General features: G+C 60.5%; 16 protein-coding genes. 4 read left to right on the top strand and 12 right to left on the bottom strand.

The genetic code is table 11. From position 1 onward, the window contains the following. Positions 1–98 precede the first annotated feature (98 nt). Both ABZU75_RS04535 and ABZU75_RS04530 read right to left on the bottom strand, forming a co-directional pair. Positions 99–752: a response regulator transcription factor gene (locus tag ABZU75_RS04535; RefSeq protein ID WP_355549455.1), complete on the bottom strand. Its 654-nt coding sequence runs from the start codon at positions 750–752 to the stop codon at positions 99–101. Positions 753–861: 109 nt separating this feature from the next. Continuing rightward, entirely contained in the window at positions 862–1128 is a 267-nt protein-coding gene (locus ABZU75_RS04530; RefSeq protein WP_355549453.1) for a hypothetical protein, read from the bottom strand. Positions 1129–1220: 92 nt separating this feature from the next. Between ABZU75_RS04530 and ABZU75_RS04525 the strand changes: the two genes are divergently transcribed. Beyond that, positions 1221–1706, top strand: a complete 486-nt coding sequence (locus ABZU75_RS04525; protein WP_355549451.1) for a DUF6609 family protein — start codon at positions 1221–1223, stop codon at positions 1704–1706. A gap of 222 nt (positions 1707–1928) precedes the next feature. Here ABZU75_RS04525 and ABZU75_RS04520 read toward each other — a convergent pair whose 3' ends face one another. The 4 genes from ABZU75_RS04520 to ABZU75_RS04505 all read right to left on the bottom strand — a co-directional run bounded on the left by ABZU75_RS04520 (position 1929) and on the right by ABZU75_RS04505 (position 3788). After that, positions 1929–2144, bottom strand: coding sequence for a hypothetical protein (locus ABZU75_RS04520; RefSeq protein ID WP_355549449.1), 216 nt, complete (start codon positions 2142–2144; stop codon positions 1929–1931). Positions 2145–2156: 12 nt separating this feature from the next. After that, on the bottom strand, positions 2157–2312 hold the full coding sequence (locus tag ABZU75_RS04515; protein WP_355549446.1) for a hypothetical protein: 156 nt from the start codon (positions 2310–2312) through the stop codon (positions 2157–2159). A 275-nt stretch (positions 2313–2587) separates the two neighbouring features. Continuing rightward, the gene (locus tag ABZU75_RS04510) at positions 2588–3160 is read right to left on the bottom strand and encodes a hypothetical protein (protein WP_355549444.1); all 573 of its coding nucleotides are present in this window, start codon (positions 3158–3160) and stop codon (positions 2588–2590) included. Between the two features lie 88 nt (positions 3161–3248). Then, positions 3249–3788 (bottom strand): hypothetical protein, encoded by a 540-nt coding sequence (locus ABZU75_RS04505; RefSeq protein WP_355549442.1) that lies wholly within the window; start codon positions 3786–3788, stop codon positions 3249–3251. A gap of 410 nt (positions 3789–4198) precedes the next feature. Here ABZU75_RS04505 and ABZU75_RS04500 point away from each other — a divergent pair, with 410 nt between their 5' ends. Both ABZU75_RS04500 and ABZU75_RS04495 read left to right on the top strand, forming a co-directional pair. Then, complete coding sequence (locus ABZU75_RS04500) at positions 4199–4510, top strand: hypothetical protein (protein ID WP_355549440.1); 312 nt, start codon at positions 4199–4201, stop codon at positions 4508–4510. 518 nt (positions 4511–5028) lie between these two features. Next, positions 5029–6267 carry an MFS transporter gene (locus ABZU75_RS04495; protein WP_355549438.1) on the top strand — a complete coding sequence of 413 codons (1239 nt, stop codon included), beginning with the start codon at positions 5029–5031 and terminating at the stop codon, positions 6265–6267. Between the two features lie 60 nt (positions 6268–6327). Here the strand turns inward: ABZU75_RS04495 and ABZU75_RS04490 are convergent, their stop codons facing one another. The 4 genes from ABZU75_RS04490 to ABZU75_RS04475 form a co-directional block, all read right to left on the bottom strand. Further along, positions 6328–6657 (bottom strand): YnfA family protein, encoded by a 330-nt coding sequence (locus ABZU75_RS04490; RefSeq protein ID WP_355549436.1) that lies wholly within the window; start codon positions 6655–6657, stop codon positions 6328–6330. A 309-nt stretch (positions 6658–6966) separates the two neighbouring features. After that, the gene (locus ABZU75_RS04485) at positions 6967–7269 is read right to left on the bottom strand and encodes a MerR family DNA-binding protein (RefSeq protein WP_355549434.1); all 303 of its coding nucleotides are present in this window, start codon (positions 7267–7269) and stop codon (positions 6967–6969) included. Next, a complete protein-coding gene (locus ABZU75_RS04480) occupies positions 7266–7412 on the bottom strand; it encodes a MerR family DNA-binding transcriptional regulator (protein WP_355549432.1) in 147 nt (48 codons plus the stop codon). Before ABZU75_RS04480 ends, ABZU75_RS04485 begins: the two co-directional genes overlap by 4 nt. After that, entirely contained in the window at positions 7409–7741 is a 333-nt protein-coding gene (locus ABZU75_RS04475; RefSeq protein ID WP_355549430.1) for a hypothetical protein, read from the bottom strand. The genes ABZU75_RS04480 and ABZU75_RS04475 overlap by 4 nt, the downstream gene beginning before the upstream one ends. 1881 nt (positions 7742–9622) lie before the next feature. On the opposite strand from ABZU75_RS04475, the gene ABZU75_RS04470 reads away from it, so the two are divergent. Next, positions 9623–10564, top strand: coding sequence for an HNH endonuclease (locus tag ABZU75_RS04470; protein WP_355549427.1), 942 nt, complete (start codon positions 9623–9625; stop codon positions 10562–10564). A gap of 425 nt (positions 10565–10989) precedes the next feature. Here the strand turns inward: ABZU75_RS04470 and ABZU75_RS04465 are convergent, their stop codons facing one another. After that, positions 10990–13215: a hypothetical protein gene (locus ABZU75_RS04465; RefSeq protein ID WP_355549425.1), complete on the bottom strand. Its 2226-nt coding sequence runs from the start codon at positions 13213–13215 to the stop codon at positions 10990–10992. A gap of 291 nt (positions 13216–13506) precedes the next feature. After that, positions 13507–14262, bottom strand: a complete 756-nt coding sequence (locus ABZU75_RS04460) for a hypothetical protein (RefSeq protein ID WP_355549423.1) — start codon at positions 14260–14262, stop codon at positions 13507–13509. Positions 14263–14604 lie beyond the last annotated feature (342 nt).

Raw genomic sequence — 14604 nt, 5'->3', positions numbered from 1 at the left:
TCTGGATATTTACCGTCCCGGCTGGGGACCCGGCCATCCCGTATCGCATGCCAGACGATCTTCGACGCTCCGCCTCGTCTCGCAGAAGCAGGGCCCTGTCATCGGGGACGGGCGTAGCCCATCTCCCAGGCGCGTACGGCGATGCCGACCCGGTTCCGCACGCCGAGTTTGCGCTGGACGCTCGCCACATGGGTCTTGACGGTGCCCGGCGAGATGAACAGCTCGGCGGCGATGTCGGCGTTGGTCTTGCCCTCGGCCACCTGACCGGCGATCTCGATCTCCCGCTCGGTAAGCGGCTCGGTAAGCGGCCCCTGCCCCGGTCCTGATCCGGTGACGTGCTTCAGCAGTCGCACCGTCACGGACGGGCTGATCAGGCTGTCCCCCGCCACAGCGGCCCGGACCGCCTCGATCAGGAGGGCAGGACCCGACCGTTTGAGCAGGAACCCGGACGCGCCGTGGCGCAGCGCCGGATAGACGTACTCGTCGAGGTCGAAGGTCGTCACAACGACGACACGGACCGGGGTGGCCACGTCGGGACCGGCGAGCAACCTGGTCACCTCCAACCCGTCCATTCTCGGCATGCGGATGTCGACCAGCGCCACGTCCGGCTGGAACCTCCGGGCCATCTCGACCGCGGTCACCCCGTCTGCGGCCTCGCAGACGACCGTCATGTCCGGCTGGCTCTCCAGGATGCGGCGCAGGCCGCGCCGCACCATCTCCTGGTCGTCGGCGATCAGGACACGTATGGTCATCCGCCCATTCTCCCAGCTCTCCGCCTCTCACCGCGCCGCCGTACGAGGCGGTGGGACACGTGCGAGCCGTGGCCTGCCCTGCACGCCACCGTGAAGCCCGGCCTCCCTGTCAGCCCTGCTCGACGCCCAGGTACGTACGGTGATGCTTCGGGGTGTCGATCTCGTCGAGCAGCGCGATCGCGAAGTCGGCGTAGGAGATGCGGCTGTCCGCGTCGGCCGGGGCCGTGCGGTACCGGCCGGTGCGATCGCCGCCGTGGTCGAAGTCCCCCGCCGGGCAGCCCGAGCGACTCCGGCCAGCGCCATACCGCCGACGGATCTCGCAGGTGAACATCAGGCCCCGGAAGCGCGCCCGGCCGACGGCCTCATCATTGATCACCGTTCTGCAATAATGTCTGATCTTTACCTTTGGGGAAGGTTAGAGCCTACATGTCGTCAATTGTCGTATTCATCGCAGATCATCCATATCCATTGATCCGCGGAGGCGGCCTCTTCCTGGTCTTCGTCGGCCTGGGCTTCCTGGGAAGCTGGGCGTTCAACAAGTACTGGATCCAGTTCCTCATCGGCGGGTTCATCACGGGATTCACCGCGAGCGGCCTCAGCGCGCTGCTCCCGAGCCTCGGCAGCCCGTCGTTCGCGCACATCGCCGGGCTCGTCGGCTCCTTCGTCATCGAGGCGGGCCTGATCTATCTGGTCCTCACGAAGAACAAGGACGCGGACGAGCGGACGCTGATCCTCAGCATCCTTTTCGTCGTCGGCCTGCACTTCCTGCCGATGGGTCTCGCCCACGGTCCGCTGATCACGATCTTGGGCGTCCTGACGGCGATCAACGCGTTCGTCGGACTGCGGCTGGCGCGCGAGGTGCCCACCCCCGTGTTCGGGGTCGTCGACGCGGTGCTCAAGCTCGGCTTCGGCGCCGTGATGCTCTTCGCCTACCCGGCCCTGACCTTCAGCTGACGTCGCCCGCGGGTACGGGGATCCCGGCATCGTGAGATCAACATGACCTGGAGCCGACGCGCGTACGGGCCGGGCGGGACATCATCTTCCCTCCCGGCCCGGGTGCCGGATCCTGGGTCCCGCCGGAGGGCGCTCCCGTCTTCAAGCTGGGAGCGGGTCAGAGGCGATGGTTCCAGTCGAGCCGGCCCGCGCGCAGATCGTCGGCGAGACCTCGGACGTAGTTCAGCGGGCCATGACCATGGCCCGCTGGTATTCGGACTCCACGAGGAAGAGCCGGGGCAGGAACTCCGCGGTCGCGGCCAGATCGACGTCGAGGTCCGAGAGTCGCGCCTCCAGGGAGGCGACGCGTTCCTCCAGCGCGGCCGCGACCTCGCCGGGCGCCGGCACGACCACGAAGGCGAGCGCGGCGGGGAACTCGCGAGCGGGCGTGCTCAGCATCGTCCGCGTCCACTACCGCAGCGTTTCCCTGCCCGCCTCGGTCGGCTCGTAGTCCGTGCGCTCCGGGCGGTTCTCCTCGCACGAGGTCTCGCGGACCGCGATCAGTCCGGCACGGAGCAGCCGGTCGATCGTCTGGTAGACGCTGTTCCGCTGCGCGACGTTGACCACGTCGTCTCGGTGACGCGCTGGTCGGCTGAGGTGTTCACCGTACTAAGAGGGTCCCGGAAGCTGTCCGGGACCCTCTGGCGTTCCCTGGGTCGCCTTCCGCTCGTGAACCGCTCGGAAAGCCCGGAACGACCCAGGAAAACGCCTTCAAGATCATTGCACACATATTGTATCGCGGCTGTTGGAGCATGATGCCTGGGGGCTCGAACCCACACCTGCGGACTAGAGGAAGTCGATTCCATCAAGGTCTGAGACGAGGCACGAGCTGGATGATGGGCTCAGTCGGCTTCGGCTACGAGGTTCTTGGACGGGGCTGTGATGTGGATAGGGGTTCCCCACCCCTTGTAGAGGACGTTCATCCTCACGATGTCCACTTCCCGTTCTGGGCCGTAAGGACCAGTGACGATCTGTGCCTGGAAGCGCCTGGGCAGGTTGTCCGGGCCCAACCAGAGCTTCCACTTGATGCGGCTTCCTACCGAGCGCCCATCTCTGGGACCGTAGTAGATCCCGGTCCTGCGCGAGCCGAGGCTACCGACCTTCACCGAGCCGTCATATCGGGTGGTAGGGACGCCGTCGTATCGATCCTTGGTGGATGTTCTCTCCGCTCCAGGGGAGATCAGTTGCAAGAATTTCGGGTTCAGCGCGTCCACCAGGTCCTGAGACCAGAGAAAGCCGTCCACGTTCCGCCGGTGGAGCCACTTCTTGCCCTCAGGGATGTTGTCCCAGGTGTCTTGGGTGTAGCTGTCACGACCGACATTGATTATTCGGAAGCGCACTGGCCTGTCGCCCGTGGTGACCGCATTAGCAGCTCTGATCTTGCCCGTCCCGATCAGTTCAACCTGGACCAACACGACTTGGTGGTCCGCCTGGAACGGGAGTGAATGACGTTGGATTGCAACTAGAACTGCAACGAGGAACCGAAGGGAGAAGCCCTCTTGATCAGGATTCGACGAGGGCTATCTGCTCGGCGCAAGCGGCTCGGACGACGGCGATCAACTGTGGTTCAGTGCGCCCCCAGCCTTCTCCCCATTCGTCATCCAGCCCGTATAGAGCGCCAAGTGGTGGTGTGAGCATCTCATCGGGATAATTCCAAGTGATCATGAGTCGTTCGATCACCGAGACCACCCAATGTTCACCACCGTCGCCTGCGAGGCACAACCGCGCCATGTCGACATAAACAGTCTTCACGGCGTCGGACCTGGAAGGTATCGCGGTGTCCGTATCCGCGAGAGCCTCGACCAGCACATCGCGCACCTCGTGCGGATCGCGCCCGTCAAGCCCCGCGAGAATGCGCAACGTCTCCCCATCCATGTCCTGGACGAGCCAATGAGCGGCCCACATGGGGACTCGATCGGTAGGCAAGATTTCCAGTTCATACCAGGCAGCGACCAACTGCGGAGACGGAATCAACTGTCCTACATCGTACGGCCAGCCATACACAGGAAGCATCGTGTCACAGCTGCCTTGGTGAAATGTCATCACCGTGTCCCCGCAGCCAGATTGGAAGATCTCGGTACGCGCCCCTGTGAACTGCCGCGGTGCAGGTCGGAGGCGGTGTGGCCCTGTCCGTGAGTCCCCGTGAGTCCCCCTTGTTACCCGGCCTTACCGGCACGCGAGTGGTACGGCCTGACCTTCATGACCACTTCCTTATCAGAACCATTGGCCGCCGACCGGTGAGGGCGGGTGTGGGTGTGTGGTTGTTGCAGTACTGGTTGCAGTAGGAGACTCAGACCGCTCGGGCGCGTTCTTCGCCGCTTGCCGCCCGGGTGTTGTCGTGATGGGCTCTCCAGGTGAGCCACGATAGGTACCCCGGCGAGCTTGGGCTCCCCCTCACCTTTCCGCATCGCCGTTTCAGGATTTGGAGCTACGTGCCCACCCACAGCGGGCTCGTGTTGCGAACCGAATTCGAGCCGGACGAACTTCACGTCGAGCTCCTCTTCAAGCCTGTAGACGCGATCAAGCTCCCCACCTTTATGGACGGCGGTCTTGTCGTCGACGTGGCGGATCGCCCCACGGCGAGTGCCGTTCTGCGAGATATTGGCGCCCACAACAGTTCCGAGAGCCACGTCTTCACGGTCAGGGGCGATCACTTCGCGGGCCACGTTGTAGCGAATTACCTGTTTCTTCGCGAAGAACGTCGGACGCGATATAGCCCCTTCTCACTGTTCTACGGCTACCTCAGCAGCGATTTCAACCGGTGACAACCGACAGCAACCACCCGCCGGATCTTCCCGTCTGCCTCGTCCCACCCCGGAGGGGCAACAGCTCGGGGACGGAGGATCAAGGCCGTCTTCGCGTGTACGCCGGCCGATAGACGTTCCTCGGCCGTGATGCCAACGGTCACAGACGGCCTTGATCCGGAGGAGTCGAGATGTTGGGCTTGCCTGGGACGTGGCAGGCGGGAAGATCAGGCTCACCTCAGCCACTTACGGTCCTGATGTTGGAACGTCGATCATCCCGGAGCCGAGGCCCCCGCCGGAGGCGGCTCTTGGCAGGATGCGGGGGCAGGGAGCACAGTCAGGGGCATGCTCACATGGATGTTCGCGCCGCTCGCGCTCACAACCGTGTTCTGGAATCTTGAGCAGAGAGCACGTAGGCGTCGGCCCCAACCGCTTCGCGGCCCCTTCGGGATGCTTCGCATTGGCGCCGGCCGCTCCGCTCACCGCAAGAATCGGATCTGCCGAAGAACAGCACACCGGCTTACGACACACTGACGCTCATGCCTGAGCCCTCGGCGAGTGAGCCCAACCTCCCAGAGCAGCGATGGATGAACCCCGGAGTCGCCGGAATCGGAAGCGCCAGCTTCCTCGCCGACGTCGGCCACGAAGTTCCCACAGCCCTCCTGCCCAGCCTGCTCACCACCACGTTGGGAGCGCCCGCCGCAGCACTGGGCCTCATCGAAGGTCTCGCCGATGCTCTGGCCGGAGTCGGCCGCCTGACAGGTGGCGCACTCGCCGACGACCCTCAACGACGACGGACCGTAGCAGTCGGCGGATACACCACCACCGCGGTTCTCTCCTCACTGCTGGGAGTGACCACCAACATCTGGCAGGCCGGAGCCCTACGCGCGGGAGCCTGGTTCGCCCGAGGTCTACGCGTCCCCGCCCGCAACGCCCTGTTGGCCGACCTGGTTCCAGCCAATGCCTACGGCCGGGCGTACGGGTTCGAGCGCGCGATGGACAACCTTGGAGCCATTGGCGGACCACTTCTCGCCCTGGGCCTGGTCGCCGTCTTCAACGTCCGGACCGCAATCCTCATCTCCGTCATTCCCGGCATCCTCGCCGCCCTGGCCATCATCTACGCCATCCGAAAAGCCGCCCAGCCGGCCGTACGCGAACGCATCCCGATCAGGCTGCGTATCCGGCCCGTTCTACGCGGGGACCTGGGCCGTCTCCTCGGAGCGATCACCGCTTTCGAGGTGGGCAACGTCGCCGCCACCCTGCTCATCCTGCGAGCCACAGAGCTTCTCACCCCCGCCCACGGCATCGAAGCAGCAACCAGCATCGCCCTGGGCCTGTACGTCGCCTACAACATCGCCGCGACCCTGGCATCCATCCCCGCCGGACACACCTCCGACCGACTCGGGAAGCGCGGCCCCATCCTCGTCATGACCGCAGGAATCACCCTGTTCGGCATCGCCTACGCCGCCTTGGCCTTCGACACCGCCGGCTACCTCCTGCTGGCCCTGCCCTTCATCGCCGCCGGTCTGGCCATCGGATGCGTGGAGACCGCCGAACACGCAGCCGTCGCAGCCCTGGCCCCTACCGACCTACGTGGATCAGCCTTCGGCCTGCTGGCCACTGTCCAATCCCTGGGCAACTTCGCCGCCAGCGCCATTGCCGGACTGCTGTGGACCCTGGTCTCACCGAACGCCGCATGGGCCTACCTAGCCGCATGGATGGGTATCGCCCTCATCGGGATGCTGTTCACCCGTACCGGACGAGCTGCTGAGGTCTGATCAGCCGGATGCCCTCTATGCCTCCGTTCGAGGTGCCATGGCTTAGCTCAACTCTGACTATCAACGCGGGGCGTACATGATGACGGCGACGCCGATCAGGCACACCACGGCGCCGATGACGTCCCATCGATCAGGGCGGAACCCGTCGATGAGCATGCCCCAGGCCAGGGATCCGGCCACGAAGATGCCACCGTAGGCGGCCAGGATGCGGCCGAAGTTGGCATCCGGTTGCAAGGTGGCCACGAAGCCGTACAGGCCCAGGGCGATGACTCCAGCCCCGACCCACAACAGCCCACGTTGTTCTCTCACTCCCTGCCAGACCAACCAGGCACCGCCGATCTCGGCGAGCGCGGCCACCACGAACAGCAGGAGGGAACGAGCGACAGTCACAGCTGCGACTGTAGGGGATCGCTTTCGGTGGGCCGATGAGCGCCCGTACTCTGGCAGCCGCAGCCAGTTCCACCCGCGCATCCAGTAGTTTGCTTCCGCCTGCGCAGGAACCACACCAGCCCCCAAGCCAGCACGGCCACGCCCGCCAGGACCAGCGCCACTGTCGGCATAACGCCCGTAAGCGCGACAGCCCCGGTGCCCCCGATCACCCCGGCGGCCAGCAGCACAGGAAGCGCACAGCACGCGGCACAGGCCAACGCGGCCAAGCCCGTCAGACCAGCTGGGAGCAGGCGCTTACGCTGATCAGGATCAGTTGAGGTCGACATGCCGGCCCCCGTCCGCCGGGCCGGAGAACGGCAACGGGCAGCACGAACTCACCGCACACGCCACCAGGTCATCACACCCGGCGTCCACCGCTTGAACCAGCGTGTCGCGGATCGTCTGAAGGTCGGCGATCTTCTGTTCCACCTCGGCGAGCTTCGCTGTCGCCCGTGCCTGCAAACCACTATCCGACTTGCCGTGACGATGCGCAGCCGCCTCAACCAGGTCGGCCACCTCCTCCAGCGTGAAGCCCAGCCGTTGCGCCACCTTGATCACACGCAGGACGGTCACGGTCTCCGGCGGATACAGCCGATGCCCCCGTTACTACGCTGCGGCTCTTGCAACAGGCCCCGCCGGTGGTAGTAGCGCAACGTCTGAGCATTGACCCCCGCCGCTTCGGCGACCTCTCCGGTACGCAGCCACTCCCCGTTCACGACGCGGCCCGGGGAGCCATTTTGATCGCCCGGACCGCCAGCCCGTCGAGCACCTTCGCGTGCACCGCCGGGACCTCGATATCCAGGGCCAGGCCATCACCACCAGGAGTAAGCGCGAAGGCGAAGAACGAGCAGCAACCCGTCTCACGGGCCGTCAGGTCACGCGCGGTCCTCTCTACTTCTGCTCCATCATCGAGGGTGAGCCGCAGGTGAGTCGGTCCCACGCGTTCCAGTCCACGCAGTGCGGAAGCGAACAGTTCATCGAACTCCGCCACTCGCAATGGCCGTTCCTCGGCCGGAAGCGTGCATTCAGCCGGTGCCCATTCCATGAGCCCTCCATGTATCAAGACCGCCTGTCCCTTATGCGAGCGATCCCTACAGTCCGACGGTAAGCCTGTACCCCGGTACAGGATGCAACCCCTGAAACCATGCCTCCGGCGGGGGCGCTTCGGCTCCGGGATGATCGACGTTCCAACATCAGGACCGTAAGCGGGTGGGGTGGAAGCCGGAGCTTGATCACGCGCCACGGGCGTGCCAGATCTCACGGGAAACGGCGGGGAATCACAGGGACTCACGGGGAGTCGTAGATCAGAAATGAAGAAGCCCCCGCACCGCGTTTCCGCTGATGAGAGGGCTTTTTCTGCTGGTGTGGCAGGTGCAGGACTTGAACCTGCGTAGGCTGAGCCGACGGTTTTACAGGCCATGGCCGTTCCGGCAGAGGAATAGCCTCCCACCTGCGGCGTAGCCATGTTGCATCGCCATGAAATTCATGATCATTGCACGCATATTGCACGACGAAGCCTCGGTGAGACCGTCAAGGATCGATGAACGACAACCTCGCCTTGATCTAGTCGGTGAGGTACTTCCGGACGGCGATGCCAAGAGTCATGGTCGCCACAAAGGCTGCACCACCCGTTCCGAGGGCGGCGGGCAAGTCAACCCCGAGCACCTGGAAAACCAGGCATGTCAGGGTCGCCACCATCGCACCAGCTAAAACGATGATTGCCAGCCAAAGTCCTCGTGTTGCTGGATCCTGACTGTGTCCAATATTACGTCTCATGACTACGCCCCTCCACTCTCTCGCACAACGCATCCCCTCGACCGGAGAGCGTTAAATGTCCGATTCGCGATCCGGTGACTGCGGCCTCTCCGTCAGCACCATCACTCTTAATCGAAGGGTGGCAGAGACAAAAGACCAGGTCAAAGGGCATGGAATGCATTAGCAGATGACACAAAGAACGCTTGTAGCGGTCATATATAACGCTTGTAGCGAAGGCTTCTAGCGATGGTGGCGGTGCTATGCGACCATCTCAAAGGAAAGGGAGAGTACAGCCAAGGACCCCCGTATCCCCAGTTACCCCCATACCCCATTTTCTCCTTCAGGAAGGTGAACTTTCGTGTCTGCCGATGAGCACCGGGGGCTTGCCCTCCAGCTTCTGAAGAGTGCAGCCGCCAAGGCGAAACGGTCAGGGAACGTCCCCTTCCCTCCCTTCTTCGTTAAGAGCAAGGAGGGAGAGTGCCCACCGTTAGCCCGACTCATCCAAGGAGGAAGAGGAGGTGAGGTGCGCCTCAAGCTCTACCTCTGCATCACCATGATGGCGACGGGGAAGCCTTATAACCTGCGATCCAGCCCCACACCCAGCATGTGGGCCAGGCTCCTAGCCCTGTCTCCCGACACCGGCCCTCGACGAGTGAGTAGCAATCTCAAGTGGTTGCACACCAACAAGTACATCTCGCTTCAGCCGCGCCCCGGGCTGCCACCGATGATCACATTGCTAAGCGCCGAAGGAGATGGAAGAGAGTACATCCGCGCTTCAGAAGAGGGTCGTTACGTTGGGGTTCCTGTCGAGCTATGGACACTAGGATGGTTGCTCGACTTATCCGCTACTGGCTTAGCGCTCCTTTTCGTCCTTATGGAATTGCAAGGAGGCTACAAAGAAGCGCGATATGTCCCCAAGTATAGGCGCGATGCATATGGACTCTCTCCGGACACATGGACACGGGCTCGCAAAGAACTTGAGCGCCACGACTTGCTCACAGTACATCGAATTCCACAAGGCGGCGATTTTGACTACACGCGACTCCGCAACACCTATTGGATCAACGTAGATCGCTTGAAGGAGCAGCCTACTTCCGATGAGTAATTACTCATACCCCACCACAGAATCGGCCGGTACCCGACTTACGTCTCTCATGAAATGATCGTTACCGTGCGTGACCGTAGCAGAGACTTTGCAGACAACCGCTTCCACCGTACATACCTACTTGCAAATACCATCGACAGAATCGCATCCAACCCTTTTGGCTACCTACATGACCTGGAGGAGATATTTGTAAATGGCGGAATACAATCCTATCTTGCACCTTTTCAAAAGACCAGTGCACTCCACCGATTCGCACGAAGCATAATATGGCATAATTTCTATAACCACATGATGACGCCCGTGACACTTGTCCCAAGCGATGTACAAAAATTTGAAGGTGCACCACTGTATGATGAAGCAGTATGGGTCCTCCCCATCGAGGCCGCCTTCGAAGAATATGAACTCGAATTCATGACGTTCAACGACTACAGAGAAGCTTGCGATCTGCCAGCGCTGCCGCCCGGATTTCACCGACACGTCCGATCAGAAGATCACAAGAGCTGCGACAGCAACTGCGTTGCCATTAATGATGACTATGGCAACTACTGGAATGAGCTACAGATTGCCGAGCCGAGCCTGGACCTCCTTCTCGATAGGATGTCCGACGAGATATTCTACGTCATGTTCGGCAACAGATCATTCCTCGCGCACCTTCATAAGCTCCTGGCGATGTACGTGACGAACGCCGCTTTTGATGAAGACTTCGACACTTCGAAACTATTCAAGCATGGGACCTATGCATCGACTCTGAAGCGGCAGAGAATACCATCATGGGCAAAACGCGCTGTTGAGTTCCGGGACCGCGGCATGTGCACATACTGCCAAAGACAATTAGGAACACTTCACACGCCGATCAATCACGCCAATTTTGATCATATCGTTCCGCTGGCTAAAGGCGGGCTTAACGATGCAACTAACTTGCAGTTGCTTTGTGATGACTGCAATAATAAGAAGAGTGCGCGTTCCGAACCACCTGGCCACCTGTACGAGAGATGGTATCCCGTATAGAGAGAAAGTAGTGACAGGTCAAGCCAGACACTCGACATCACACAACGGATTATGGTGCCCGGTGGGGCGGGGCTGAGAAATCTGATGGGCGGGGTGCGTCAAGTCGATCCGTTCCGTATATGCTACGGATTTTGATCTGTCTCGGGCTGCGGACGAGAGATCGCATCAGGTAAGCATGTTCCCGCACCCAGTAAGCCCGCGGTTTGACATTACCGTCCCTCTAGCGCATTCCCCGATTTCACGGTTGCGACGGCAATGAGGACTCCAGGTGAGGACCCTGATGCAGCAAGGCGGCCAGATCCTAGGTGGGTGGCAGCCCAGATGTCATCGAAGATAAACCACTAGCGGTGGCCTAAGTAGTCATCAATCATCGATGCATACCAGCCGGAAGGTCCAGCGGACCTGAACTGAGAAATTGATGAGGTTTATAAGAGGCCGACGGCGCGGACGGCATGGATAAGCAAGGCGTTCTCCGCAATATGGCCATTCTCCAGGCTCTTTAGAGTAACGCTTGCATTGGGAGTTCGGTCCACATGAAAAACGGACCAGACGCGGCAGACGGGGCAGACCTGGCTAGTCAGGAATGGTCTGAGAAGGTGGAGCCGGCGTTCGTGACCTCGCAGATAGAGGCTGCCAATTTCTAAATCGTTGTCAGGGTGCCACTCGGTCTTGGTGGGTACAACAGGATGATCTCCCATGAGTTCGCGATAATCGATGCGGGCAGTCCGCGCAAGGGAGTCCCATCGGACGCCGGTCACCTGAACAAGGGGCCAATCTGTTAAAAATCGGGCTGCGTCAACGAGAACCTTGAGGTCTTCGAATGAGGCGTATATTGCTGAGGGTAGGTCGAGCTGATCGACTCGGCGAAGATGGGCCTGATCGTTGCGGCGCTGAGAGAGGCGTTGGCGGGCGGCCTCGGCATCTTTACTTGAAAGTAGACCGCGCAGATCGTTGAGCGGATGTGTGGACGGTAGGGACCGAAATTTCCTGCTCGTCGCGGTCTCTAGGAGAATTGCTGCCCAGTCACCCATCCCCGGGCCGCTGCTGCCGCGTTTTAGCTTTTCTTTGACAGCTTGAACGGCACCGAGTTCAATGCCCTCTTCACGCGAAAGGGCGAGAGCGAGCAGCGCGGCATAGCACAACAGAATTTCGGCGGTCTCTAGAACTGCCCCGTAGGCTTCCGTAGACGGCTCAGCACTTTGGAGGGCCTCGGCCTCCCGCCAGCGAGCGGCGATCGGATAAGGGAAGCGTGTCCGGACGGTGTAGCCGAGATCATCGAGCAGGGACGCCGCCTCTACTTTCAGTCGAAGGGCTCTACCTGACTCGATTACACGGGCGCGGGCAGCGGCGGGTGTCTCGTCAAGAAATACCGACTGCAGAAGATTTTCTGCCTCTGCCCGCCATGACTCTAGATGTTCTTTAGCTAAAGTGAGGTCGTCCAACGCCTCAGCAAGATCCTGATCTGGCTGAGGAATCGGTAGCTTAGCGAGAGCAGAACGCCGAACATGGAGACCGGTGACGCCAGCCAATGTCCGAGCTAAGGGTGTCCGCAGAAACATCGTGGCGAATTCAATTTGTCTGGAAGTGAGGACCGTCCGTGGGCGAAGTACGATCACCATGTCACTGGCTGCGGCAGGAAGGTCACTTATGTTAACAGGAGCGACGATCAGGCCACCCGGGTCTCCATGTCCATATATACTCCGCATTACTAAATCTCCGGCTGCGAGTAGGCGCTCTTCTGGAATCTTGACCCACTGCGTCTGTTCGTCAGGCGGTATTATGAGACCGTTGCTGCCAACCTCGCGGCCGCGCAAGAGGCGAGTGGCGCCGATGTCGTTTGCTCCGCATTGACCTTTGGTATTATCTATCTCAGTGATGTGAACTGAGCTTGGAAATTCATAAAGGTCGCCCAACGAAACAACTTTACCGAAGTCGGCAAGACTATCTCGACGAACTAATATCACCGGGTCATGGCGGTTAAAATCCAGCCCTACGTGTGGCTCGGGAATACTTCGAAGAATATACCCATGATCGACCCGTCCGCCATCTCGTTGCAAAAGCTGCCGAAAATCGGCTTCAATCGCAGCAGACTCCCCTCTTAATGGAGTTCGGTATATCCGCATGGGTGGAGTAACTGACTGGCGTGCTCGCAAGAAGAGTGCTGCGGTTATAAAACTATGATGAATCGACGGCAGCGCGCCTTGCCCATAAAGCACGGCAACTGTGTCCCAACTCTGGGCTACTGCCTCTCGTGTCGCCGCTGCCATTGGTGCTTCGGAAACAAGCGCTGCCGCAGGTAGCAGCACAGCAATCGAGGAGTTAGCGTCGTGTGGCCGTAAATAGCTCAATGTATCTTCATAGCGAAATTGGGTAAAACGCCCTCTCCTGCCGGATTCCTTCGCGATCCGCTCCCATGACGGGATCAAGAGGACGGCCCCTTGTGTAGAGAGCTCTGCGGCTCTCAATGAGAGGGCGCCTGCTGAAGGCTCGGCTACAACAGGCCAGCCCGTTTCTGACAGAAAACCTGCCTCTTCGAAGGTTCCTTCAAAAAGCACCCTCGGTTCGCCGTCTGTCAAATGCTGTAGGCCTAGGCGCACCAAACGCAAAAAAAGGGTAGGAGGATTGTGCTTGACTGTAACCTTTGAACCCATCGATGTCCTTCCTCCCAAGAAGCGCAACCCCGCATTCTAAGAGAACTGTAAGCCCGATCTTCAGAGATATCACAACAAAGGTGTAGGAGGACCAAGTGCTGACCTCAGCTGAGGTCTGTCGTAGGCGGCTGTGGTCAATCACCGAACATGTACCGGATATGGACTACGCGAGCGGGAGGATTATTACAACTACCATCGACCTCACGGCGACCTCGACGGCCAAATTCCCTACGAACGCCTAAAGCAGGAGACCCAGACTCAGGCGTAAACAATCACTGTCGGTCGCACAGTTCAACTAGAGCAGCTGATGGATTCATGAATAGCAGGGGCGCGCACGGAATAGATTTTTCCATCAGCACTGCCATAAGTGTCAAAGATCCAACTCTTCTGCAAAAGGGATGGATCAGCCGCAGGGAACCAGTCATATCCACCTTTGCGCACTACTGGGGTCCATGAGGTTGGAGCCTTCATGACGAAAGATGCCTGAGTGCATGGGGGTGTGACGACTTCAACATTTTGCCGCTTTTTCTTTTTTCCCACCAGGGACAATACGAGGACACTAGTGTTAACGGGGTTCGCGTTGCGTACAACGATCTTTACTCCGCCGGGGTCGCTATAAGAGATCACTGACACACGCGCGACGAAGAGCGCATGGCCATGCATTTTATCTTCTTGGCGTTGCTGCTCCTGCAGCCGTACCTCTTCTAAGCGTTGCTGCGCTTGTAGTCGCGCTTCTTCCAGGCGCTGTCCAGCCGCTTGTGCAGCCTGCTCCTGCCAAATCCATATAGTGACGATAACCGCACACAGCGCGACTATAGTGCTCGCGACTTGGCCGAAGCCGCCGAGTATGCTGCCACGGGCGGCAAGTTTGTTGTAGTCCGGTTTGCTGTGGTGTTTACCTTTAACTCGTCGCGCCAACCGCAAAATGATCTTGATCATGACGATCAGCCCGAAGCCATCCCAGGCCAAAAGCGCCCACAGGGGGATATGTCCTAGACCAAATGGTACGGCCACCGATCCGTCCAAGATCGCGCCGAGGTCAAGCATGCGGCGTCCTCCGGGGAGATGCATGGCTTGCGAGAAGAACAAAACGTAAACGGAGCTATGAACCATACAGTTCCCGATATGCACCATAAGTTCTTGAGAATCAGAACATAGTAGATCTGTGCAGCAATCACATCAACCTGCCGGGGTCTCTGCCGTGGCGGTAGAGCGAATGCGACCTAAGCCACCGAAGGATGTGGTCACGAGGTTGCGTCTGGGAGGAGGCTCACACGGTGTTCGGTGAGACGGTGCTGAGACATCCGATGGGCGGGGTGCGTCAAGTCGGTCCGGAGTGACCGCCGACGCGAACGGCGGGTTGCAGGCACGGCGAGGTGCGCGTCGGTG

Origin of the sequence: Streptosporangium sp. NPDC005286, assembly GCF_040607515.1 — a bacterium.
GTDB lineage: Bacteria > Actinomycetota > Actinomycetes > Streptosporangiales > Streptosporangiaceae > Streptosporangium.
This window is presented reverse-complemented; position numbering and strand designations above follow the sequence as displayed.

Coding starts and splice junctions, on each gene's coding strand:
- ABZU75_RS04495 (WP_355549438.1), top strand. CDS start 5,029: ATGCCTGAGCCCTCGGCGAGTGAGCCCAACCTCCCAGAGCAGCGATGG.
- ABZU75_RS04535 (WP_355549455.1), bottom strand. CDS start 752: ATGACCATACGTGTCCTGATCGCCGACGACCAGGAGATGGTGCGGCGC.
- ABZU75_RS04520 (WP_355549449.1), bottom strand. CDS start 2,144: ATGCTGAGCACGCCCGCTCGCGAGTTCCCCGCCGCGCTCGCCTTCGTG.
- ABZU75_RS04505 (WP_355549442.1), bottom strand. CDS start 3,788: ATGACATTTCACCAAGGCAGCTGTGACACGATGCTTCCTGTGTATGGC.
- ABZU75_RS04475 (WP_355549430.1), bottom strand. CDS start 7,741: ATGGAATGGGCACCGGCTGAATGCACGCTTCCGGCCGAGGAACGGCCA.
- ABZU75_RS04465 (WP_355549425.1), bottom strand. CDS start 13,215: ATGGGTTCAAAGGTTACAGTCAAGCACAATCCTCCTACCCTTTTTTTG.
- ABZU75_RS04460 (WP_355549423.1), bottom strand. CDS start 14,262: ATGCTTGACCTCGGCGCGATCTTGGACGGATCGGTGGCCGTACCATTT.